This is a genomic window from Sphingomonas sp. NY01 (assembly GCF_038809135.1).
Classification (GTDB): domain Bacteria; phylum Pseudomonadota; class Alphaproteobacteria; order Sphingomonadales; family Sphingomonadaceae; genus Sphingomonas; species Sphingomonas carotinifaciens.
In genome coordinates this window covers 3,141,949-3,162,659 of record NZ_CP101722.1, presented here as the reverse complement: position 1 = coordinate 3,162,659, position 20,711 = coordinate 3,141,949, and the positions used below count along the sequence as shown (strand labels likewise).

At 68.2% G+C, this 20,711-nt stretch carries 21 protein-coding genes; 10 read left to right on the top strand and 11 right to left on the bottom strand.

Features of this window, described 5'->3' with window-relative positions:
• Nucleotides 1–19: 19 nt before the first annotated feature.
• From infB to rimP, 5 genes are read right to left on the bottom strand one after another with little or no spacing between them, the layout of a single operon-like run.
• Nucleotides 20–2,869: a translation initiation factor IF-2 gene (gene infB, locus NPJ82_RS15305; RefSeq protein ID WP_342657888.1), complete on the bottom strand. Its 2,850-nt coding sequence runs from the start codon at nt 2,867–2,869 to the stop codon at nt 20–22.
• Entirely contained in the window at nt 2,866–3,627 is a 762-nt protein-coding gene (locus tag NPJ82_RS15300) for a DUF448 domain-containing protein (RefSeq protein WP_267347180.1), read from the bottom strand. Before NPJ82_RS15300 ends, infB begins: the two co-directional genes overlap by 4 nt.
• Nucleotides 3,608–3,832 (bottom strand): 4-oxalocrotonate tautomerase family protein, encoded by a 225-nt coding sequence (locus NPJ82_RS15295; RefSeq protein ID WP_149681249.1) that lies wholly within the window; start codon nt 3,830–3,832, stop codon nt 3,608–3,610. The genes NPJ82_RS15300 and NPJ82_RS15295 overlap by 20 nt, the downstream gene beginning before the upstream one ends.
• Complete coding sequence (gene nusA / locus NPJ82_RS15290; RefSeq protein WP_342657887.1) at nt 3,832–5,478, bottom strand: transcription termination factor NusA; 1,647 nt, start codon at nt 5,476–5,478, stop codon at nt 3,832–3,834. Before nusA ends, NPJ82_RS15295 begins: the two co-directional genes overlap by 1 nt.
• Nucleotides 5,478–6,053 carry a ribosome maturation protein RimP gene (gene rimP / locus NPJ82_RS15285; protein ID WP_112381577.1) on the bottom strand — a complete coding sequence of 192 codons (576 nt, stop codon included), beginning with the start codon at nt 6,051–6,053 and terminating at the stop codon, nt 5,478–5,480. The genes nusA and rimP overlap by 1 nt, the downstream gene beginning before the upstream one ends.
• 164 nt (nt 6,054–6,217) lie before the next feature.
• Here rimP and NPJ82_RS15280 point away from each other — a divergent pair, with 164 nt between their 5' ends.
• On the top strand, nt 6,218–7,378 hold the full coding sequence (locus tag NPJ82_RS15280; protein WP_342657886.1) for a PQQ-dependent sugar dehydrogenase: 1,161 nt from the start codon (nt 6,218–6,220) through the stop codon (nt 7,376–7,378).
• Entirely contained in the window at nt 7,375–8,556 is a 1,182-nt protein-coding gene (locus NPJ82_RS15275) for a PQQ-dependent sugar dehydrogenase (RefSeq protein WP_342657885.1), read from the top strand. The genes NPJ82_RS15280 and NPJ82_RS15275 overlap by 4 nt, the downstream gene beginning before the upstream one ends.
• A gap of 9 nt (nt 8,557–8,565) precedes the next feature.
• On the opposite strand, the gene NPJ82_RS15270 is transcribed toward NPJ82_RS15275, so the two are convergent.
• From NPJ82_RS15270 to NPJ82_RS15260, 3 genes are all read right to left on the bottom strand, one after another.
• The gene (locus NPJ82_RS15270) at nt 8,566–9,390 is read right to left on the bottom strand and encodes a WecB/TagA/CpsF family glycosyltransferase (RefSeq protein ID WP_149681245.1); all 825 of its coding nucleotides are present in this window, start codon (nt 9,388–9,390) and stop codon (nt 8,566–8,568) included.
• Between the two features lie 97 nt (nt 9,391–9,487).
• Nucleotides 9,488–9,901, bottom strand: a complete 414-nt coding sequence (locus NPJ82_RS15265; protein WP_112381574.1) for a PaaI family thioesterase — start codon at nt 9,899–9,901, stop codon at nt 9,488–9,490.
• The gene (locus tag NPJ82_RS15260) at nt 9,898–10,335 is read right to left on the bottom strand and encodes a PaaI family thioesterase (protein WP_342657884.1); all 438 of its coding nucleotides are present in this window, start codon (nt 10,333–10,335) and stop codon (nt 9,898–9,900) included. Before NPJ82_RS15260 ends, NPJ82_RS15265 begins: the two co-directional genes overlap by 4 nt.
• A gap of 65 nt (nt 10,336–10,400) precedes the next feature.
• Between NPJ82_RS15260 and NPJ82_RS15255 the strand changes: the two genes are divergently transcribed.
• Nucleotides 10,401–11,183: a crotonase/enoyl-CoA hydratase family protein gene (locus NPJ82_RS15255; protein WP_342657883.1), complete on the top strand. Its 783-nt coding sequence runs from the start codon at nt 10,401–10,403 to the stop codon at nt 11,181–11,183.
• Nucleotides 11,184–11,434: 251 nt separating this feature from the next.
• Here the strand turns inward: NPJ82_RS15255 and NPJ82_RS15250 are convergent, their stop codons facing one another.
• The gene (locus tag NPJ82_RS15250) at nt 11,435–11,707 is read right to left on the bottom strand and encodes a hypothetical protein (RefSeq protein WP_342657882.1); all 273 of its coding nucleotides are present in this window, start codon (nt 11,705–11,707) and stop codon (nt 11,435–11,437) included.
• Nucleotides 11,708–11,778: 71 nt separating this feature from the next.
• The gene (locus NPJ82_RS15245; RefSeq protein ID WP_149681241.1) at nt 11,779–13,116 is read right to left on the bottom strand and encodes a DEAD/DEAH box helicase; all 1,338 of its coding nucleotides are present in this window, start codon (nt 13,114–13,116) and stop codon (nt 11,779–11,781) included.
• A gap of 268 nt (nt 13,117–13,384) precedes the next feature.
• Between NPJ82_RS15245 and NPJ82_RS15240 the strand changes: the two genes are divergently transcribed.
• Both NPJ82_RS15240 and NPJ82_RS15235 read left to right on the top strand, forming a co-directional pair.
• Nucleotides 13,385–14,389 carry a fumarylacetoacetate hydrolase family protein gene (locus tag NPJ82_RS15240; RefSeq protein WP_342657881.1) on the top strand — a complete coding sequence of 335 codons (1,005 nt, stop codon included), beginning with the start codon at nt 13,385–13,387 and terminating at the stop codon, nt 14,387–14,389.
• On the top strand, nt 14,389–14,796 hold the full coding sequence (locus NPJ82_RS15235) for a hypothetical protein (RefSeq protein WP_342657880.1): 408 nt from the start codon (nt 14,389–14,391) through the stop codon (nt 14,794–14,796). The genes NPJ82_RS15240 and NPJ82_RS15235 overlap by 1 nt, the downstream gene beginning before the upstream one ends.
• A 16-nt stretch (nt 14,797–14,812) precedes the next feature.
• On the opposite strand, the gene sugE is transcribed toward NPJ82_RS15235, so the two are convergent.
• Entirely contained in the window at nt 14,813–15,130 is a 318-nt protein-coding gene (sugE, locus tag NPJ82_RS15230; RefSeq protein WP_112381568.1) for a quaternary ammonium compound efflux SMR transporter SugE, read from the bottom strand.
• 212 nt (nt 15,131–15,342) lie between these two features.
• On the opposite strand from sugE, the gene NPJ82_RS15225 reads away from it, so the two are divergent.
• The 5 genes from NPJ82_RS15225 to rarD all read left to right on the top strand — a co-directional run bounded on the left by NPJ82_RS15225 (nt 15,343) and on the right by rarD (nt 20,708).
• Complete coding sequence (locus NPJ82_RS15225) at nt 15,343–16,626, top strand: 3-methyl-2-oxobutanoate dehydrogenase (2-methylpropanoyl-transferring) subunit alpha (RefSeq protein WP_342657879.1); 1,284 nt, start codon at nt 15,343–15,345, stop codon at nt 16,624–16,626.
• A gap of 50 nt (nt 16,627–16,676) precedes the next feature.
• Nucleotides 16,677–17,684, top strand: a complete 1,008-nt coding sequence (locus tag NPJ82_RS15220) for an alpha-ketoacid dehydrogenase subunit beta (RefSeq protein WP_112381803.1) — start codon at nt 16,677–16,679, stop codon at nt 17,682–17,684.
• Between the two features lie 2 nt (nt 17,685–17,686).
• Nucleotides 17,687–19,012 (top strand): dihydrolipoamide acetyltransferase family protein, encoded by a 1,326-nt coding sequence (locus tag NPJ82_RS15215; protein WP_342657878.1) that lies wholly within the window; start codon nt 17,687–17,689, stop codon nt 19,010–19,012.
• Nucleotides 19,013–19,026: 14 nt separating this feature from the next.
• Nucleotides 19,027–19,257, top strand: coding sequence for a hypothetical protein (locus tag NPJ82_RS15210; RefSeq protein WP_112381565.1), 231 nt, complete (start codon nt 19,027–19,029; stop codon nt 19,255–19,257).
• 554 nt (nt 19,258–19,811) lie between these two features.
• A complete protein-coding gene (rarD, locus tag NPJ82_RS15205) occupies nt 19,812–20,708 on the top strand; it encodes an EamA family transporter RarD (RefSeq protein ID WP_342657877.1) in 897 nt (298 codons plus the stop codon).
• The last annotated feature ends 3 nt before the right edge of the window (nt 20,709–20,711 follow it).

Here is a 20,711-nt window from a genome sequence, read left to right as displayed (position 1 = left end):
AGGGGCAGGCATCCGGTTGTTACAGCGTACGATCGCGCAGTTCGACCTCGAAGGTTTCGAGATAGTCACCGGCACGAATGTCGATGAAGTTGTTGGAGAAGGTCACACCGCATTCCAGACCGGCGCGCACTTCGGCGACATCGTCCTTGAAGCGACGCAGCGAGGCGATCTCGCCCACATAGACGATGACGTCGTTGCGGGTGATGCGCGCCTTGAGTGCCTTGCGGATGACGCCTTCGGTGACGAGCAGACCCGCCGCCTTGCCGTGCTTGCCCGCCGAAAAGACCTCGCGGATTTCCGCACGGCCGACCACCGTCTCGAACGCCTCGGGACCAAGCTGCCCGGCCATACCGGCGCGGATCTCGTCGATCAGGTCGTAGATCACGTCATAATATTTGAGCGCGACCTTGTTCCGCTCGGCGATCTCGCGTGCCTTGGCGTTGGCGCGGACGTTGAAGCCGATGATCGGCGCGCCGCTGGCAGCCGCCAGCGTCACGTCGCTCTCGGTGATGCCACCCACACCCGAGTGCAGGATGCGCGCCTTGATGTCGTCGGTCGAGATCTTGTTGATCGACGCGACGATGGCCTCGACAGTGCCTTGCGTATCCGCCTTTACGACCAGCGGATATTCCAGCGCCTGATTGGCCTTCAGCGCCGAGAACATCGATTCCAGGCTGGCCGGCGCCGCGGTGGTCCGCTTCTGCGTCAGCACGCCCTGGCGGTATTCCGCGACCTCGCGGGCACGCGCCTCGTTCTCGACGACCTGCAACTGGTCGCCGGCCTGCGGAACGCCCGACAGGCCCAGCACCTCGACCGGCATCGCAGGGCCAGCCTGCTTCACCTGACGGCCCTTGTCATCGACCAGCGCACGCACACGGCCCGATTCGGCGCCGACGACGAACACGTCGCCGACCTTCAGCGTGCCGCGATTGACGAGGATCGTCGCGACGGGGCCGCGACCCTTGTCCAGCTTCGCCTCGATCACGGCACCTTCGCCGCCGCGATCGGGGTTGGCCTGCAACTCCATCAGTTCGGCCTGGAGCTGGATCTTCTCCATCAGCTCGTCGAGGCCGATCTTCTTGAGCGCCGACACCTCGACGTCCTGCGTCTCGCCGCCCATCGCCTCGACCTGCACGTCATGCTCGAGCAGACGCTCGCGCACGCGCTGGGGGTTGGCGTCGTGCTTGTCGATCTTGTTGATCGCCACAATCATCGGCTTGCCCGATGCCTTGGTATGGTTGATCGCCTCGATCGTCTGCGGCATCAACCCGTCATCGGCCGCGACCACCAGCACCACGATGTCGGTGACGTCCGCGCCGCGGGCACGCATCTGCGTGAACGCTTCGTGGCCCGGCGTGTCGAGGAAGGTGACCTTCGACTTGTCCTTCAGCGTGACCTGATACGCACCGATATGCTGCGTGATGCCGCCGGCCTCGCCGCGCACCACATCGGTGCCGCGCAGCGCGTCCAGAAGGCTGGTCTTGCCGTGATCGACGTGACCCATGATGGTCACCACTGGCGGACGCGGCTTCATCGCATCGACCGGGTCCTCGCTGGTATCGATCGCCAGATCGATGTCCGAGTCGGAGACGCGCACAATGTTGTGGCCGAATTCGGTCACCAGCAGCTCGGCCGTGTCCTGGTCGATCGTCTGCGTCATGGTGACGGGCATGCCCATCTTGAACAGCGTCTTGACCAGATCAGCGCCCTTTTCCGCCATGCGGTTGGCGAGTTCCTGAACGGTGATCGCCTCGGGCACCTGCACGTCGCGGACCTGCTTGACCTGCGGTTCGCGCGGGCCGCCGAAGGAACGCTTCTCCTTTTCGCGGGCACGCTTGAGCGCGGCGAGCGAACGGGCGCGGGCGCTGCCGTCCTCGTTCAGCGCGCGGTTGACGGTCAGCTTGCCGCCACGACGCTCGTCACCCTTGCGGTCGCGCTGCTGCGGCCGGCTAGGCGGCGCGTTGCGCGGGGTCGCCTGACCGGACGGCAGCGAACGCGGTGCCGAGGACGACGCCGTGTTGCCGGCGGCCGGTGCGGCGGCCTGGGCAGGCGCGGGCGCGGGTGCCGGGGCAGGTGCGGGCCGGGGCGGAATGACGGGACGCTGCACCGGCGAGAAGCGGCGCGGGGCCGGCATCGCGGGGTCGCGGCCCAGCAGGGGCGCGGGGGCGGGCGTCGGCGCCGGGGCGGGCGCAGGCGCCGGAGCGGGCGTCGGCGCAGCCTTCGGAGCGGGCGCGGGTGCGGGCGTCGGCGCCGGGGCAGGCGCGGCGACGGGTTCCGGCTTGGGCGCGGGCGGCGGGATCACCGGACGCTCGACCGGGCGGAACATGCGCGGCTGCACGCTGATCGTCGGCGGCTCGGGCGCGGCGGGGGCGGCGGGCTCGGCCGCGACCGGGGCAGGCGCTTCCGGTTCGGGGGCCGGCACAGGCTCGGGCGCAGGCGCAGCCTTGGCCTCTGCCTCGGCGCGGGCGCGTTCCTCGGCGCGGCGACGCTCTTCCTCGGCGGCGCGCTGACGCTCGGCGTCCTCGCGGCGGCGCGCATCCTCGAGCGCATTCATGCGCTGATCCTCGGCCTCGCGCAGCAGGCGTGCCTGACGCTCCTGCGCGGTCTCGTTGACCGGCGGGCGGGGCGGCTGGGGGGCCGGGGCGGGGGCGGGTGCCGGCGCCGGTGCGGCCTCAGGCGCGGGCGCCTGTGCCTCGGGCGCAGCTTCGCCCGGACGGCCGAGGACGCGGCGACGCTTGGTCTCCACGATCACGGTGTTCGAGCGGCCGTGGCTGAAGCTCTGCTTCACCTTGCCGGTCTCGACCGTGCGCTTCAGCCCCAGAGGCTGGCGCATTCCGAGTTTCGGCTTGTCGTTGTCGGTCTCGCTCACTCAAATTCCTCGTGTACGTTCACGGCCGGTCGGTCACCGGAAAGGTCGGACGCCGATGCGCCTTGCGAGGCCGTTTCGCAAGGCGTTGCCACAGGGTCGGGTCCGATAAAATGCAGCCAGCGGTCGAGCGCTTCGCTCACCCGCTTTGCTGCGTTACGATCTGTCAGGCCGATATGTACCACATTCTCGCGGCCCAACGCCAACGACAATATGGGGCGTGCCACCGGCAACGCCAACCCCTTCAGGTCGGAGCCTTCGCGGTCCGAACCGACCCGCCACGCCTGTGCCAGACGGCGGGTGCCATCGGGCTTGGCATCCGCGGCATGGTAGAGCGCCTGCAACTGCCCGGAGCGCGCCGCGGTCTCGATCCGGTCGGACCCAGTGAGCAGCGCACCGGACCGCGACTCGAGCCCCAGCCGGTCGAGCGCATTGCGCTCCAGTGCAGCAGCGATCAGCGCGGGCAGGTCATCGGGGATCTGGAAATCGGCCGATTTGAAGGCACGCGCCAGTGCGCCCTTCAGCCGGCCCTTTTTCAGCGCGACCTCCAGTTCCGCACGGTTCACGCCGATCCACGCGCCGCGGCCGGGAGCCTTGGCACGGACATCGGGTAGCACGCGGCCGTCCGGCGCCAGCGCGAGACGCACCAGCCCGTCGCGCGCCTCGCGCTCGCCGGACAGGATGCAGCGGCGGACGGGGGCACCGTCCGCTGCCGCCTCTGCCTGTCTTACAGCGTCGCGCTCATTGCCCCGGGACCGCATGCGCGTCTCCCTTCGGGGCATCGCGGTCGGCGATCAACTGACCGCCGGCGCCGTAGTTTTCCGTCGACACTTCCTCGATCACGATCTGGACGGCGGCCGGGTTCTTGCCCAGCCGCTCCACCATCGAGCGGGTCACGTCGGCGACGATATCGGCCTTTTGCGCCTTGGTGGCGGAGCCGGCCAGGCGGATGGAAATAAACGGCATCAGGCCTGTTCGTCCTCCCCGGTTGCAGTGTCGGCGTCGGAGCCGGCCGCAGCCTCGGTGCCCTCTTCGCCCTCTTCTTCGTCGGCGAACCAGTGGGCGCGCGCGGCCATGATGATCTCGTTACCCTGCTCGTCGCTGAGGCCGTATTCGGCAAGGATGCCGCCCTTGGCCTCGCGCTTGGGCGCATCGTCGCCTCGGCGACGCGGCTCGGCGCGCTTCTTCTCGACCAGCTCGTCGGTGGCGAGATCGGCGAGATCGTCCAGCGTCTTGATGCCCGCCTTGCCCAGCGTGACCAGCATCGCCTCGGTCAGATAGGGGATGTCGGCCAAGGCATCCTCGACGCCCAGCGCCTGACGCTCCTCGCGATTGGTCTGCTCGCGGCGGTCGAGCGCTTCCTGCGCACGGCTTTGCAGCTCCTGCGCCAGATCGTCGTCGAAGCCCTCGATGCTCGCCAGCTCGTCGATCTCGACATAGGCGACCTCTTCGAGCGCGCCGAAGCCCTCGGCGACCAGAAGCTGGGCCAGCGTCTCGTCCACGTCCAGCTCGTTCTGGAACAGTTCGGAGTTCTGCACGAACTCCTTCTGGCGCTTCTCGGAGGCGTCGGCCTCGGTCAGGATGTCGATCGCCTTGGCGGTCAACTGGCTGGCGAGGCGGACATTCTGGCCGCGGCGGCCGATCGCCAGCGAAAGCTGGTCGTCGGGAACCACCACCTCGATCCGGTCCTCTTCCTCGTCGATCACGACGCGGCTGACGTTCGCGGGCTGCAGCGCGTTCACCACAAAGGTCGCGGTGTCGGGCGACCAGGGGATGATGTCGATCTTCTCGCCCTGCATCTCCTGTACGACGGCCTGCACGCGGCTGCCCTTCATGCCGACGCAGGCGCCGACCGGATCGATCGACGAGTCGTGGCTGATCACGCCGATCTTGGCGCGGCTGCCCGGATCGCGGGCGGCGGCCTTGATCTCGATGATGCCGTCGTAGATTTCGGGCACTTCCTGCGCGAACAGCTTCTTCATGAAGTCCGGGTGCGCGCGGCTGAGGAAGATCTGCGGCCCGCGATTCTCGCGGCGCACGTTCAGGATCAGCGAGCGGATGCGGTCGTTGACGCGCACCGCCTCGCGCGGGATCTGCGCGTCGCGGCGGATCACGCCCTCGGCGCGGCCGAGATCGACCACGATGTGGCCGAATTCGACGCGCTTGACGACGCCGGTGATGATCTCGCCCTGGCGGTCGCGGAATTCCTCATACTGGCGCTCGCGCTCGGCATCGCGAACCTTCTGGAAGATCACCTGCTTGGCGGCCTGCGCCGCGATGCGGCCGAATTCGATCGGGGGCAGCGGATCGACGATGAAGTCGCCGACATTCGCGCCCTTTTGCAGCTTCTCGGCACCCTTCAGGTCGATCTGCTTGTAATAATCGTCGACCTGCTCGACCACTTCCACGACGCGCCACAGGCGCAGGTCGCCGGAATTGGGGTCCAGCTTGGCGCGGATGTCGTTTTCCGCACCGTAGCGGGCGCGGGCGGCGCGCTGGATCGCATCTTCCATCGCCTCGATGACGATCGCCTTGTCGATCATCTTCTCGGATGCGACGGCGTTCGCGATCGCGATCAGTTCCGCCTTGTTGGCGGAAACGGCGGTGGCCATCAGTGCTGTCCTTCCGTGGTGGCGCCGTCTTCGGGCGCGTCCTGGTAAAAGAATTCGTCGGCGCCCTCGGTGGAGAGCGGCTGGGTGGCGGCGATCAGGCGATCGGTCATGAGCAGCTTTGCGTCGGCAATCTGGTCGAACCGCACCGTCATCGGCTTGAACTTGTTGACGTCGATCGTCACCGCATCACCCTCGACCCCGATCAGGTCGCCGGTCAGTTGCTTGCGGTTGTCGATCGGCTCGGCAAGGTAGATGCGCGCCTCGTGCCCGGCCCAGTCGGCAAAATCCTGAAGCCGGGTCAGCGGGCGATCGATGCCGGGCGAGGATACCTCCAGCCGGTACGCATGGTCGATCGGGTCGCGCCCCTCCGCCTCCATCTGGTCGAACACGTCGGAGATGCGGCGCGACAGGGCGGCGCAGTCGTCGATGGTCAACTGGCGGGTATCGGGACGCTCGGCCATGACCTGCAGCGTCGGGTCCGACTGGCCGCCATACATCTTCACGCGCACCAGGGCGAAGCCGAGCGCCTGGGCCTCGGGTTCGATGATCGACGTGAGAAGGGCGATGTCCGCCATGCAAGATCCCGGATATGCAGGTTCGGTGCCGCGGTGCCGTTGCCCCGCAGCCTCTTTCACCTGACGATGTTAGAGAGTGATGCAGGATATACGCCCGAACGGGGCAAGGTACAAGCATCCTTCAGCAAGGTTCCGCGTTGGATGGCAAAATCGGGAGGATGTTGATGCATGTAGGTCTGCTCGCGCTGTTGCCGGTGGCGCTGATCGCCTGTTCGGGCAATGTCGAGGCGCCGGATGCCGACAACGCGACGATGCAGGGGGCCGCGACGCAGGGGGCCGCCAACATCCCGGCGGGTGCCAAGCCGTTTACCGAGACGGTGATCGCCGACTTCGATTCGCCCTGGGCGGTGGCCTTTCTTCCCGACCGGCGGATGCTGGTCAGCGAAAAGGATGGGCGGATGCTGATGCTGTCCGCCGATGGCCGGACGCGGCGCGTGATCGCGACGCTGCCGGTCGATTCGGCCGGGCAGGGCGCGCTGATGGATATCGTGCCGGCGCCGGGCTTTGCGCAGAACAAGCAGGTCTATTTCAGCTATTCGGCGGCAGGCGATGGCGGCAAGGGCGTGGTGCTGGCGCGCGGCGTGCTGGCCGATGACCGGCTGCGCCAGATCGAGGCGCTGTTCCGCGCCGGGCCGCTGGTCGAGGGCAACGGCCATTATTCGGGGCGAATCGCCTTCTCCCCCGATGGCAAATACCTGTTCTTCACCGCCGGCGACCGGCAGAAATTCACGCCTGCGCAGGACAAGCAGGCGACGCTGGGCAAGGTGCTGCGCCTGACGCTGGACGGCAAGCCGGCGCCGGACAATCCGCTGGCAGCGCAAGGGTTTAACCCGGCGGTCTGGTCCTATGGGCACCGCAACCTGCTGGGCCTGGCGTTCGATGCCCAGGGTAATCTCTGGGAGCAGGAGATGGGGCCCAAGGGCGGCGACGAGGTCAATCTGATCCTGCCGGGGCGCAACTACGGATGGCCCAACGCGTCGAACGGATCGCATTATGACGGTCGCGACATTCCCGACCACAAGCCCGGTGACGGCTATGAGCCGCCCAAGGTGTCGTGGAACCCGGTGATCTCGCCGGGCGGGCTGATGATCTATGCGGGCAACCGCTTCCCGCAGTGGAAGGGGGACGCGTTCATCGGCGGGCTGTCGAGCACGTCGCTGGTGCGCATCGACCTGAACGGGACCGCGGCCAGCAAGGGCGACCAGTGGGACATGGGTGCGCGCATCCGCGACGTGGCCGAGGGGCCGGACGGCGCGATCTACGTGCTGGAGGATGGTGACGACGGGTCGCAGGGGCGGCTGATCCGGCTGGACCCGCGGTCATGAGCCCGCGTCGCGCCACGCCCTTCGCGCTCGCCCTGTTGCTGCTGGCGGGCGCGTGCGGCGACGATGACGGCGGCGGATCGATCGCGCCGGTGCCCGACCCGACCGGTACGCCGACCCCGACGAGCCCGACGCCGACCCCGCCCACGACCAGCGTGACGCAAAACGCGGTCGCCACCTTCGACAACCCCTGGGCGATGGTGTTCCTGCCCGACGGGCGGATGCTGGTGACCGAAAAGCCGGGGCGGCTGCGCATCGTGACGACGACCGGCACAGTCTCGGCCGCGGTTGCCGGGGTGCCGGCGGTGGCCTTTGCCGGGCAGGGCGGGTTGCAGGACGTGGTGCTGGACCCGCAATTCGCGACCAACAACCGCGTCTATCTGAGCTATGCCGAGGCGGGCAGCGGCGGCAAGGGGCTGGCGGTGGCGCGGGGCACGCTTGTCACCGATGGCACCGGCGGGCGGCTGGACAATGTCAGCGTGATCTGGCGACAGGATCCCAAGGTGTCCGGCGACGGCCATTTCGGCGGGCGCATGGCGTTCTCGTCCGACCGTCGGCTGTTCGTGACCGCGGGCGAGCGGCAGAAGGGCGCGCCGGCGCAGGACCTCGCCCAGACGCTCGGCAAGATCGTGCGGATCGACCCCGATGGCGCGGTGCCCTCCACCAACCCGTTCGTCGGGCGCAGCGGCGCCAAGGCGGAAATCTGGACGCTGGGCCATCGTAACCCGTACGGCCTGGTCTTTGCCGCCGATGGCCGGTTGTTCGAAAGCGAGCAGGGGCCGGAGGGTGGCGACGAGTTCAACCTGATCGAAGCGGGCCGGAACTATGGCTGGCCGAACGTGTCGGAAGGGAACGACTATGGCGGGGCGCCGATCCCGCGGCATTCGACCAACACCGCCTTTACCGCACCGCTCGTCAGTTGGACGCCGGTGATCGCGCCGGGCGGGATGATCCAGTATACCGGCACGCGCTTTGCCGGCTGGACCAACGATTTCGTGCTGGCCGGGCTGGTCAGCCAGGGACTGGTGCGGGTGCGGGTGAACGGCACGACGGCGAGCGAGGTCGGCCGGCTGGCGCTGGGCGCGCGCATCCGCGAGGTGGAACAGGGCCCGGACGGCACCTTGTGGGTGCTGGAGGACGGCGCACGAGGGCGGCTGGTGCAACTGACCCCGGCGGGGTGATAGGGCCGGTCAGGCGACCGGCACCGCCTCGCGCTCGTCGTCGAACTGGTGCTTGGGCGGCAGCGGCACCGGGCGGGGTTCCTCCTCCGGCTTGAAGTTCGCCTGTCCCCAGGCGGCGACGAGCAGGAAGAAGTGGACGATGCCGACCGAATAGCGCCTGGCGAGGCGCTGCGGCTCGCTGGCCAGGCGATAGGCCCATTCCATGCGCGCGTCGCGCACCCATTGCGGCGCCCGCTGCTTGGCGCCGGTCAGCCATTCGAACAGCGCGCCGACCCCCATGGCGAGCGGCACCTCCAACCGGTCCGCATGGTCGAGGATCCAGCGTTCCTGGAGCGGATTGCCCATGCCGACGATCAGCACGTCGGGTCTCGCATCGCGGATCCGCTCGATCACCGCGTCCTCGTCCTGCCACAGCGAAAAGCCGTCCTGCGTGCCGACGACCTCGGTCGACCAGCTTTCGGCAAAGATGCGCGCTGCCGCCTCGACATTCTCGGGCGTGCCGCCGACCAGGAACAGGCGCAGCTTGCGCCCGAGCCGCTCGAAGAAGAATGGCGTGAAGTCGGTGCCGTTCAGATTTTCGACGAAACCGCGCCCGCTGACCAGCCGCGCGCCGATCTCCGCTCCGATTCCGTCGCTGACCACCAGCACGTCCCGGCGCGACGCCATGCGGCGGCCGATCTTCTGGCATTCGACGACGAAATTCTGATTGGCGAAGAACAGGATCGTCCGCCGCCGGAGCGCGAGACGATGCCGTAGCGCTTCCGCCAGAACATGACGGTCGCAGTTGATGACCGGGAATCCCCCGATCGACCTTTTCGTGCTTGCCCCCTGCATACCTGCCCCCAGGTCCGCTTTCGTTGTGAGGCAAAGCTTAGATGTGGCGCGGGGTTCGGTTCCAGCGCGAAGAGGGGCTAGGCCGGGTGCGGAGATACTACTCCGAAAGAACGGGCTCCGGCCGGCTGATCCGGTAGGTCATGCGGGCGGCCGCGATCGGGCGGTCGCGGTCGTCCTGCCAGGCGATCGCCTCGACATTGGCGATGCGGCGGCCCAGGCGCACGATGCGTGCCGCGGCACGGGTGGTGTGATCGCGCCCGCCGCGCATGAAATCGACGGTGACGGTGACCGGCTTGATCCGGCCCCCGCCCTCCTCCTCCAGCCCGTGCGCCAGCATCGCGATCGCCGCCACCTCCAGCAGCCCCGCGATCGCACCGCCATGGAGAAAACCGGGACGGCCGATGACGTCGTCGGCGAAGGGGAGGACGAGTTCGGGCGCGCCATCAGGCGTGCGTTCGATCGTGCAGCCGAGGAGGTGCGCATAGGGCGGCAGCGTCTGGGGCGGGTTCATGATTGGCGGGTATCGCGCAGGCCGGTGGTCATGAAGGTGCCGGTGACGTGTGCGACGGGATCGTCGGGGTTGCCGTCATGCGCCTGTCCGCGGACAAAGGCGATGGAGTGGGTGACGCGGTAGCATTCGCCGTGGCCGATGACGGTGGCGCCGGGGGTGGCGGGGCGGAGATAGTCGACGCGCAGATCGAGCGTCGCATGGGCCACGAAACGCCCGCGTTTCAGCCAGACCGCCAGGCTGGTCGCCATGTCCATGATGGTGATGATCGGCCCCGATGCGATGACGCCGCTTTCCGGATCGCCGACCAGCGCCGGATCATAGGGCAGCGCCAGTTCCGCCCAGTCGGGCCCATGCGCATGATAGTGCATGCCCAGCCGGCCGCCATGGCCGCCAAAGCCGCCCGCTGCGGCGAAACGGTCGATATCGAACCTCATCGCGACATGCTGTACACCGCTGGGCATGCGGCGCAATCGGCGCCAGGCATGCGTGGAGAGTGGTGATGGAAGACCGGGTGGCGATCACGCTGGCCGATGGCGTTGCCGAGGTGCGGCTGGCCCGCGCCGCCAAGATGAACGCGATCGATGCGCCCATGTTCGCGCAGATCGCCGACACGATCGCGGCGCTGGCAACGCGGGCCGAGGTGCGCGTCGTCATCCTGTCGGGTGAGGGCAATGCGTTTTGCGCCGGGCTGGACATGGCGGCGATGGCGGGCGGCGGATCCGGCCTGTTGACCGAGGAGCGGACGCACGGCGCGGCAAACCTGGTGCAGCAGGCGGCCTGGGGCTGGCGGACCCTGCCGATGCCGGTGATCGCGGCGGTGCACGGCGTCGCCTTCGGCGGCGGGTTCCAGATCATGTCGGGCGCGGACATCCGGCTGGCGCACCCGGCGACGCGCTTCGCCATTCGCGAGATGCACTGGGGACTGGTGCCCGACATGGCGGGCGTCGCCTTGTGGCGGGGCATGGTGCGCGACGACGTGGTGCGCGAGTTGACCTATACCGCACGGGAATTCTCGGCCGAGGAAGCGCAAGCGTTCGGCTTCGTCACCCGCCTGACGGAGGATCCGATGGGGTCGGCGCGCGATCTGGCGCGGGTGATCGCGGCACGCAGCCCCGATGCGGTGCGCGAGGCCAAGGGCCTGCTCGCGGTTGCCGCGGACGGTGATGCCGCCACCATCCTGCGCGCGGAAAGTGCCGCACAGTTGCGGCTGATGCGAGGGGCGAACCAGCGGGAGGCGGTGATGGCGAATCTGGAGAAGCGGGCGGCGCGGTTTCTTGATTGAGTAAAGTTTGGTTCACGCGAAGCCGCGAAGCCGCGAAGAAGATCTGATATTCGCGCGGAGGCGCGGAGGCGCGGAGGGGATTCGTTGGGGGCATTTGTTGCGTCCCCATCGATTGAGTGAGCGGTGAAGCGCTTTGCGCTTCGATAGGTGTATGTGCGCACAGGTGGAGGCGTCTCTGCGTTCTCTGCGCGCATGATAATTTGATGACGCTTCGCGTCGTGTGCCGGTTGGCGAAGCGTCAATTGCAGGCGTTACAGCACCAAGGTTTGCGGTTTCGGCTTGGCCTGTTCGATCGCGACCAGGACCATGGCTTCCCAGATGGCGGGATCGCCGGCGGCCGCCATGTGCTGGTCGGGTTCGCGCAGCGTGCGCAGGACGGCAAGCGCGTCGGGCAGGTGATCCCTCCAGTGATCGTCGACCATCGCGGAGGCCGATTCGGTCTCGCCGCCGGCGTTGATGCTGATCCGCTGGCCGCAAAGTACCCGTGCGATACGTTCGGCAGCGGGTGTGTGGGCGATGTCCATGGCATCCTCCTTTTAGGGATCGATGCCGGGACAACGCCCTGACCCTGATGGTTTATCCCTGCCCCTGGCCTTTAGCCCTGGGCGGGCGCGCCGGCGCTGCGGCCACCGCCGCCCCCGCCGCCACGGCGACGCTGACGGCCGCGGGGCCCGCGCGGATCGCTGGGGCGTGCCGCATGCGTCGCCTTGGGTCGCGGCTGCTGGCGCGGCCGGTCGGCGCGCGGGGCGGGGTCCGCGCCGATCGCCTTGACGCGCTGTGCCTTGATCGCCTCGGCCCGCTTCACGAAGTCGGCGGGAAGCGGGGTGACGGGGATCTTCTGGCGCGTCAGCTTCTCGATGTCGCGCAGATAGGGCCGCTCGTCCTCGGCACAGAAGGCGATGGCGATGCCCGAGCGACCGGCACGCGCGGTGCGGCCGATGCGGTGGACATATTGTTCGGGCACGTTGGGCAGCTCGAAATTCACCACATGGCTGACGCCCGAAACGTCGATGCCGCGTGCGGCGATGTCGGTCGCGACCAGGATGCGGACCTCGCCCGACTTGAACGCGCCCAGCGCACGCTCACGCTGTGCCTGGCTCTTGTTGCCGTGGATCGCGTGCGAGGCGATGCCGTTGCCCGCCAGCAGCTTCACCACGCGGTCCGCGCCGTGCTTGGTACGGGTGAAGACCAGCGCACGGTCGATCGCCGGATCGCCCAGCACGATCGTCAGCAGCGCCTGCTTCTCCGTCTGGGTGACGAAGGTGACATATTGCTCGACCCGCTCGGCGGTGGTCGCGACGGGCGTGACCGAGACGGTCGCCGGATCGTCGAGGAACTTGTCCGCCAGCTCGCGGATCTGGGTCGGCATGGTGGCCGAGAAGAACAGCGACTGGCGCTTCTTCGGCAGCATCTTCACGATGCGGCGCAGCGCATGGATGAAGCCCAGGTCGAGCATCTGGTCCGCCTCGTCGAGGACCAGGATCTCGATCATCGACAGGTTCAGGAGCTGTTGCTCGACCAGATCGATCAGGCGGCCGGGCGTGGCGACGAGGATGTCGACGCCGCGCGACAGGTCGTTCTTGTTCTTGGCGATGCTGGTGCCGCCGAAGACGGTGGCGACGGTCAGCTTCGAGAACTTGCCGTAGCCGCGCGCATTGTCGGCGATTTGGCTGGCGAGTTCACGCGTCGGGGCGAGCACCAGCATGCGGCAATGCGTCGGCAGCACGCGCTTGTTGGCGGCGACCAGACGCTGGATCGAGGGCAGCACAAAGGCCGCGGTCTTGCCGGTGCCGGTCTGGGCGATGCCCAGCAGGTCGCGACCCTCCAGCAGGGTCGGGATCGAATCGCGCTGGATCGGGGTGGGCTCGGCATAGCCCTTGGCTTCGAGCGCGCGGACGAGCGGCTCCGACAAACCGAGTTCGGAAAAGGACATGAGAATAGCCTTGGCAGCGGGCGCAGCCGCGATCGGCCGGCGCACCGGGGGGAAGAATGATGCCCCGCGTGACAAGGACAGCCTTTGATCGAAATATCGCGCCGGCGCCGGGACCAGGGTCCGTTCACGCTTGCCATGAACCGGCACGATCGGCGGCTCCCTTGGCTTGCAAATGTGAAAAAGTCAAGCCGCCCGACGGTTGCGTCGCGGGGTTGATCCGCGCTCCCGCTTCCGGCACGCCTGTGCCAAACAACGGAGAGGAACGCCCATGAAGCTTGCCAGCCTGAAGGGGGGTCGCGACGGCCGCCTCGTCGTCGTGTCGGACGATCTGGCCTGGTATGCCGATGCCGCGCACATCGCGCCGACATTGCAGGCGGCGCTGGACGATTGGGACCGGCTGGCGCCCGACCTCGCCAATCTGGCGACCGACCTGGCGCATGACGCGATCCCCAAGGGACGCTTTCACGAACATGATGCCGCCGCCCCGTTGCCGCGCGCCTATCAATGGGCGGACGGGTCGGCTTACGTGAACCATGTCGCGCTGGTGCGGCAGGCGCGGGGCGCCGAGATGCCCGACAGTTTCTGGCATGATCCGCTGATGTATCAGGGTGGTTCGGACGGGTTTCTGGGCCCGCGCGATCCGATCCCGCTGGCCGACGAAAGCTGGGGCTGCGACCTGGAGGCCGAGGTGGTGGTGGTGACCGGCGACGTGGCCATGGGCGCCAGCCGCGACGAGGCGCTGGCGGCCGTCCGGCTGGTCGGGCTGACCAACGACGTATCGCTGCGCGGGCTTATCCCGGGCGAACTGGCCAAGGGGTTCGGCTTCTTCCAGTCGAAGCCGGCCTCTGCCTTTTCGCCGGTGTTCGTGACGCCGGACTCGCTTGGCGACTGGTGGCGGGACGGCAAGCTGCACCGCCGGTTGATGGTCGACCTGAACGGCAAGCCGTTCGGCCGCGCCGAGGCAGGCGAGGACATGACCTTCGATTTCGGCACGCTGATCGCGCATGCGGCGAAGACGCGCGCGCTGGGGGCGGGGACGATCATCGGATCGGGCACCGTATCCAACCGGGATGCGGATGGCGGGCCGGGCAAGCCGATCGCGGAGGGCGGGGTCGGCTATTCGTGCCTCGCAGAGCTGCGCACGGTGGAGACGATCCGGGACGGCGCGGCCAGGACGCCGTTCCTGAAGGCGGGCGACACGGTGCGGATCTGGGCCGAGGACGACCGGCATCACCCGGTGTTCGGCGTGATCGAACAGGTGGTGGGCGGCTGATGCTGCTGCTGGCGGTGCTGGCGGTAGCGGCACAGTCGGGTCCGCCCGTCGATGCGCCGGGTGCGATCCTGCAGCAGATGGGGGCGTGGGATGCACAGCGTGCCGCCCCGCTGCCGCCGCTGGAGCCCGCCGTGGTGGCGGCGGGCCGGGCGGCGCTGGACGGGCCCTATGCCGCCGATCGCCTGTCGCCGCGGCCGACCGATGAGCAGCTTGCCGCGGCCTGGAAGGCGGGCGGCGAGGATGTGGCGGCGGGCACGTTGCGGGCCAATGGGTGCCGGCTGTCGTCACGCGAGCATCTGGTGTTCGTGTGCGGCTATGAACGGCGCGGCACGGACGGCATCTGGAAACCGGGCGTGGCGGCGATGACGATCGCGCAGGACCGGTGGCGGATCGTGGCGCGGCCGTAAGGGCGCGTGCCTGGCCCTATCCGTCCGACAGCTTCATCAGGACCAGGCCGGAGACGATAAGGACCGCCGCGCCGATCCGCATGGGATGCGCCGATTCGCCAAGGATCAGCACGCCCAGCACGAAGGCGCCCACCGCGCCGATGCCGGTCCATACCGTATAGGCGGTACCCAGCGGCAGGCTGCGCATCGCAAGCGAGAGCAGGCCGAAGCTGATGAACATGCCGGCAAAGGTGATGACCGAGGGCCATAGCCGGGTGAAGCCGTGCGATTGCTTCATCGCATAGGCCCAGACGACCTCGAACAGACCGGCGATGGCAAGGATGATCCAGGGCATGGGGCAGCGTCCTTCAAAGGCTTGCTGCCGGGCCGTCCCGGTCTTGAACACCCATAAGAGGCGGGAACGTGGTCGCCGCCCGCGCCAGATAGGCGAGCCGGCGGTTCGCGGCAAGACGGGGACGAAAAGCATCGCGGGGGCTTGAAATTTTATAACAGGCGGTTGAAACGAGTGATCGACCCGAAAAACGGGCGCCACTGAATGGAGAGAGCATGGCCGGACATTCCCGCGCCAATCTGCCGCCGCTGAGCCTGCATGTGCCCGAACCGCGTTTCCGGCCGGGCGATGCGGTCGATTTCAACGGATTCGACGTGCCGCCCGCGGGCGCGGCGCGGCGCCCCGATACCGGCGATGCGCCGGCCGATTTTCATGAATTGTCCTATGGTCTGGTGCGGGTGCTGGACGATGAGGGCCACGCCGTCGGCCCCTGGGACCCGAAGCTGTCGCCGGACCTGTTGCGCCGGATGCTGCGCAGCATGGTGTTGCTGCGCGCGTTCGACGAGCGGATGTTCCGGGCGCAGCGGCAGGGCAAGACCAGCTTCTACATGAAGGCGCGGGGCGAGGAGGCGGTGGCGGTCGCGGCGGCCTATGCGCTGGACGCCGACGACATGTGCTTTCCGTCGTACCGGCAACAGGGGCTGCTGATCGCGCGCGGCTGTCCGCTGGTCGACATGATGAACCAGATCTATTCGAACACCGGCGACAAGCTGGGCGGCAAGCAGCTGCCCATCATGTATTCCGAAAAGCGGTTCGGCTTCTTCTCGATCTCCGGCAATCTGACGACGCAATATCCGCAGGCGGTGGGCTGGGCGATGGCCTCCGCGGCGAAGGGCGACAACCGGATCGCGGCGGTATGGTGCGGCGAAGGGTCGACCGCGGAGGGCGACTTCCACTCCGCCTGTACCTTTGCCGCGGTGTACCGGGCGCCGGTCATCATGAACGTCGTCAACAACCAATGGGCGATCTCCAGCTTTTCGGGTTTCGCGGGGGCGGAGGCGACGACCTTTGCCGCGCGCGCGATCGGATACGGGATCGCCGGCTTGCGGGTCGACGGCAACGACGCGCTGGCCGTCTATGCCGCGACGATGTGGGCGGCCGAGCGCGCGCGGCTGAACCAGGGATCGACGCTGATCGAGCTGTTCACCTATCGCGCGGAGGGGCACTCCACCTCCGACGATCCGACCCAGTATCGCTCCGCCGAAGAATCGGGCGCGTGGCCGCTGGGGGATCCGGTGGTACGGTTGAAGGATCATCTGATCGCGCTTGGCGAGTGGAGCGAGGAACAGCACGCCGAGCAGGACAAGGCGTGTGCCGAGGAGGTGCGCGCCGCGCAAAAGGCGGCGGAGGCGAACGGCATATTGGGCCACGGGCTGCACCAGCCGCTCGATTCGCTGTTCGACGGGGTGTTCGAGGAGATGCCCTGGCACCTGCAGGAACAGCGCCAGCAGATGCTGGACGAGGAAGAAGCGAGCGGGCGGCCGTGGGCGAGGAAGTGATGGGGGGCGAGGAAGCGATGACGGCAGACACCCAGCCCGAAACCGCTCGGATGACGATGATCCAGGCGATCAACTCCGCGCTGGACGTGGTGATGGCGCGCGACCCGGACGTGCTCGTGATGGGCGAGGATGTCGGCTATTTCGGCGGCGTGTTCCGCGCGACCGCGGGGTTGCAGGCGAAATACGGCAAGACGCGCGTGTTCGACACGCCGATCACCGAAACCGGCATCATCGGCGTCGCGATCGGCATGGGCGCCTATGGCCTGCGGCCGGTGCCCGAGATCCAGTTCGCCGACTATATCTACCCCGCGCTCGACCAGTTGGTCAGCGAGGCGGCACGGCTGCGCTATCGCTCGGCGGGCGAGTTCACCGCACCGATCACGGTCCGCTCGCCCTTTGGCGGCGGCATCTTCGGCGGGCAGACGCACTCGCAGAGCCCGGAGGGCATCTTCACCCATGTCTCCGGCATCAAGACGGTGATCCCGTCGACGCCGTACGATGCCAAGGGGCTGCTGATCGCAGCGATCGAGGACAACGACCCCGTCCTCTTCTTCGAGCCCAAGCGCATCTATAACGGCCCGTTCAACGGGCACTGGGATCGCCCCGCGTCGAACTGGTCGCAGCATCCCGGTGGTGCGGTGCCGACCGGATATTACAAGGTCGAGCTGGGCAAGGCCGCGGTGGTGCGCGAGGGCGAGGGCGTGACGGTCCTGTGCTACGGCACGATGGTCCATGTCGTCGCCAACACCGTGGCCGACATGGGGGTGGATGCGGAGATCATCGACCTGCGCACGCTGGTGCCGCTGGACATCGACACGATCGAGGCGTCGGTGAAGAAGACCGGGCGCTGCATGATCGTGCACGAGGCGACACGCACCGGCGGCTACGGTGCCGAACTGTCCGCGCTGGTGCAGGAGCGCTGCTTCTACCATCTGGAAGCGCCGATCGAGCGGGTGACGGGGTTCGACACGCCGTATCCGCACAGCCTGGAATGGGCATATTTCCCGGGGCCAGTCCGCATCGGACAGGCGCTCAAGAAGATCATGAAGGACGCTTGAGGATGGCGCGTTTCACCTTTCGCCTGCCCGATATCGGCGAGGGCATTGCCGAGGCGGAGATCGTCGCATGGCATGTCGCCGTGGGGGATCGTGTGGAGGAGGACCAGAACCTTGCCGACATGATGACTGACAAGGCGACCGTGGAGATGGAATCGCCGGTGTCGGGCACGATCGTCGAGGTGGCGGGCGAGGTCGGCGAGATGGTGCCGATCGGCGCGGCGCTGGTGGTGATCGAGACCGAGGCGGCGGAGGCGGTCGGCTCGGACGAGGTGGCCGAGCAGATCGAGGCGGAAAATCCGGGGGTCGAGGAGGTTGCCGCGCCGGTTCCGGCTCCGGCTGCGGCTGCGACTGCGGCTGCGGCTCAGGAGAAGGTGGCAGCTCAGAGCGTGCCGCCTGTGGCGGCCCCTCACCCCGGCCCTCTCCCCGGAGGGGAGAGGGAGGTGCGGGCGGCTCCGGTTTCGCGTGAGCATCGAGCGCTGGCCTCGCCGGCGGTGCGGGCGCGGGCCAAGGAACTAGGCGTCGATCTGTCGCAGGTGCGGGCGGCGGAGGGGGACCGTATCCGCCACGCCGATCTGGACGCGTATCTGCGCTACGGTTCGGCGCAGGGCTATACATCCGATGCCCCGCGCGCCTGGGCGGACGAGAGCGTGCGGGTAATCGGCATGCGGCGGCGGATCGCCGAGAACATGGCCGCCGCCAAGCGCAACATTCCCCACTTCACCTATGTCGACGAGATCGACGTGACCGCGCTGGAGGCGATGCGCGGCGACCTGAACGCGCATCGCGGCGATCGGCCGAAGCTGACGCTGCTGCCGTTCCTGATCGTCGCGATGTGCCGCACCCTGCCCGACTTCCCGATGCTGAACGCGCGCTATGACGACGAGGCGGGTGTGGTGACGCGGTCGGGGCGGGTGCATTGCGGGATGGCGACGCAGACCCCGGCCGGGCTGACCGTGCCGGTGATCCGCGACGCACAGGATCGCAACGTCTGGCAGCTCGCCGCCGAGATCACGCGGCTGGCCGAGGCGGCACGGGCCGGCACGATCCGCAGCGAGGAAATGGGGGGCGGCACGATCACCGTCACCTCGCTGGGGCCGCTGGGTGGCATCGCGACGACGCCGGTGATCAACCGTCCGGAAGTGGCGATCGTCGGGCCGAACAAGATCGTCGAGCGCCCGGTGTTCCGGGGCGACGATATCGTGCGCGCCAAGCTGATGAACCTGTCGATCAGTTGCGACCACCGGGTGGTCGACGGCTGGGACGCGGCCAGCTTCGTCCAGGCGCTGCGGACCTATCTGGAGACGCCGGTGTTGTTGTTCGCATCCTGATCGGAGGAACGGCGATGCGCGGGATGCATGGTGGCGACGTGACGGTGGACCGGGACGGGACGTTCCGGGGCATGGTGATGGGGGACCTGACCGTGGCGTCCGGATGCACGGTGGATGTCGCCGCGATGGTCCAGGGCGACGTGGTGGTCGGCGCGGGTGCGGACGTTTGCGTGACCGGCATGGTGATGGGACGCGTCGTCAACCGCGGTGGGCGCGTCAGGGTGGAGGGGATGGTTTCGGGCTAGGCAGTGACCATGTTGCCTTAGGCCACGGTCGCGCCGGCTTTGGGGAGCTGCTTCGTGTGCCAACCTGTTTCTCGATACACCGCCTCGATACGCGGCTGCGCCGCTACTCGACGGTTACTCGAGACGAACGGATCGGGCGGGGCTGGCTTTGGGGAGCTGCTTCGTGTGCCAGCCTGTCTCTCGATACACCGCCTCGATACGCGGCTGCGCCGCTACTCGACGGTTACTCGAGACGAACGGATCGGGCGGGGCTGGCTTTGGGGAGTCGCTTCGTGCGCCAACTTGTCTCGCGATACGCCGCCTTGATACGCGGCTGCGCCGCCACTCGGCGGTTACTCGAAACGAACGGATCGGGGCGGGGCTGGCTTTGGGGAGCCGCTTCATGCGCCAAGCTGCCTTTCGATACACCGCTTCGATATGCGGCTGCACCGCTCCTTGGTAGTTACGTGAGACGAACGGGTAGCGCGGGGTAACGTCAGCAGTTGCGGACTCTCCGGGCGGCCGGGCGCCATAGGCGCTTGCCAATCATGCTGCGCTGCAGGACAGGGCGGTTCATGACCGCCACCGCTTCTCCCGCCCGTACCGGCCTGATCCTGGGCATCGGCGCCTATGTGACCTGGGGGCTGTTGCCGCTGTACCTGAAGCTGTTGGCGGGAGTGCCGGCGTTTCAGGTGGTGGCGCATCGCATCCTGTGGTCGGTGGCGCTGTTGTTGCTGGTAGTGCTGGCCATGCGGCGGGGGGCGGCGATCCGGGCGGCGGCGCGGGGGCGGACGCTGTTGCTGCTGTGCGGGAGCGCGGGCCTGATCGCGGTCAACTGGCTGGTCTATATCTGGGCGGTGCAGCATGCACATGTGCTGGAGGCGAGTCTGGGTTATTTCATCAACCCGCTGGTCAACGTCGCGCTGGGCGTCGCGGTGCTGGGCGAGCGCGTGCGGCGCGGGCAGGCGGTGGCGATCGGGATCGCGGCGGTGGGCGTGCTGCTGCTCGCGGTGTCGGGCGGCGGCGCGCTGTGGATCTCGCTGACGCTGGCGGTGACGTTCGGCGTCTATGGCCTGCTGCGCAAGGTGGCGGCGATCGATGCGCTGGGCGGCCTGACGGTAGAGACGCTGCTGCTCTCGCCCTTCGCGGCGATCTTCATCGCGCAGGCGCAGATGGCGGGGACGGGGGCGTTCGGGCAGTCCATCCGCCTGGACGTGCTGCTGGTGCTGGCGGGCGCGGTGACGACGGCGCCGCTGCTGATGTTCGCGGCGGCGGCGCGGCGGATGCGCTATGCCACGCTGGGGCTGCTCCAGTATCTGGCGCCGACCTTGCAGTTCCTGCAGGCGGTGCTGCTCTTCGGCGAGACGCTGAAGCCCGTCCACATCGCGACCTTTACCCTGATCTGGGCGGGATGTGCGCTCTACGCCTATGACAGCGTGCGCGGCAGCCGGACGCCGGCGACGCGCGCCTGATGC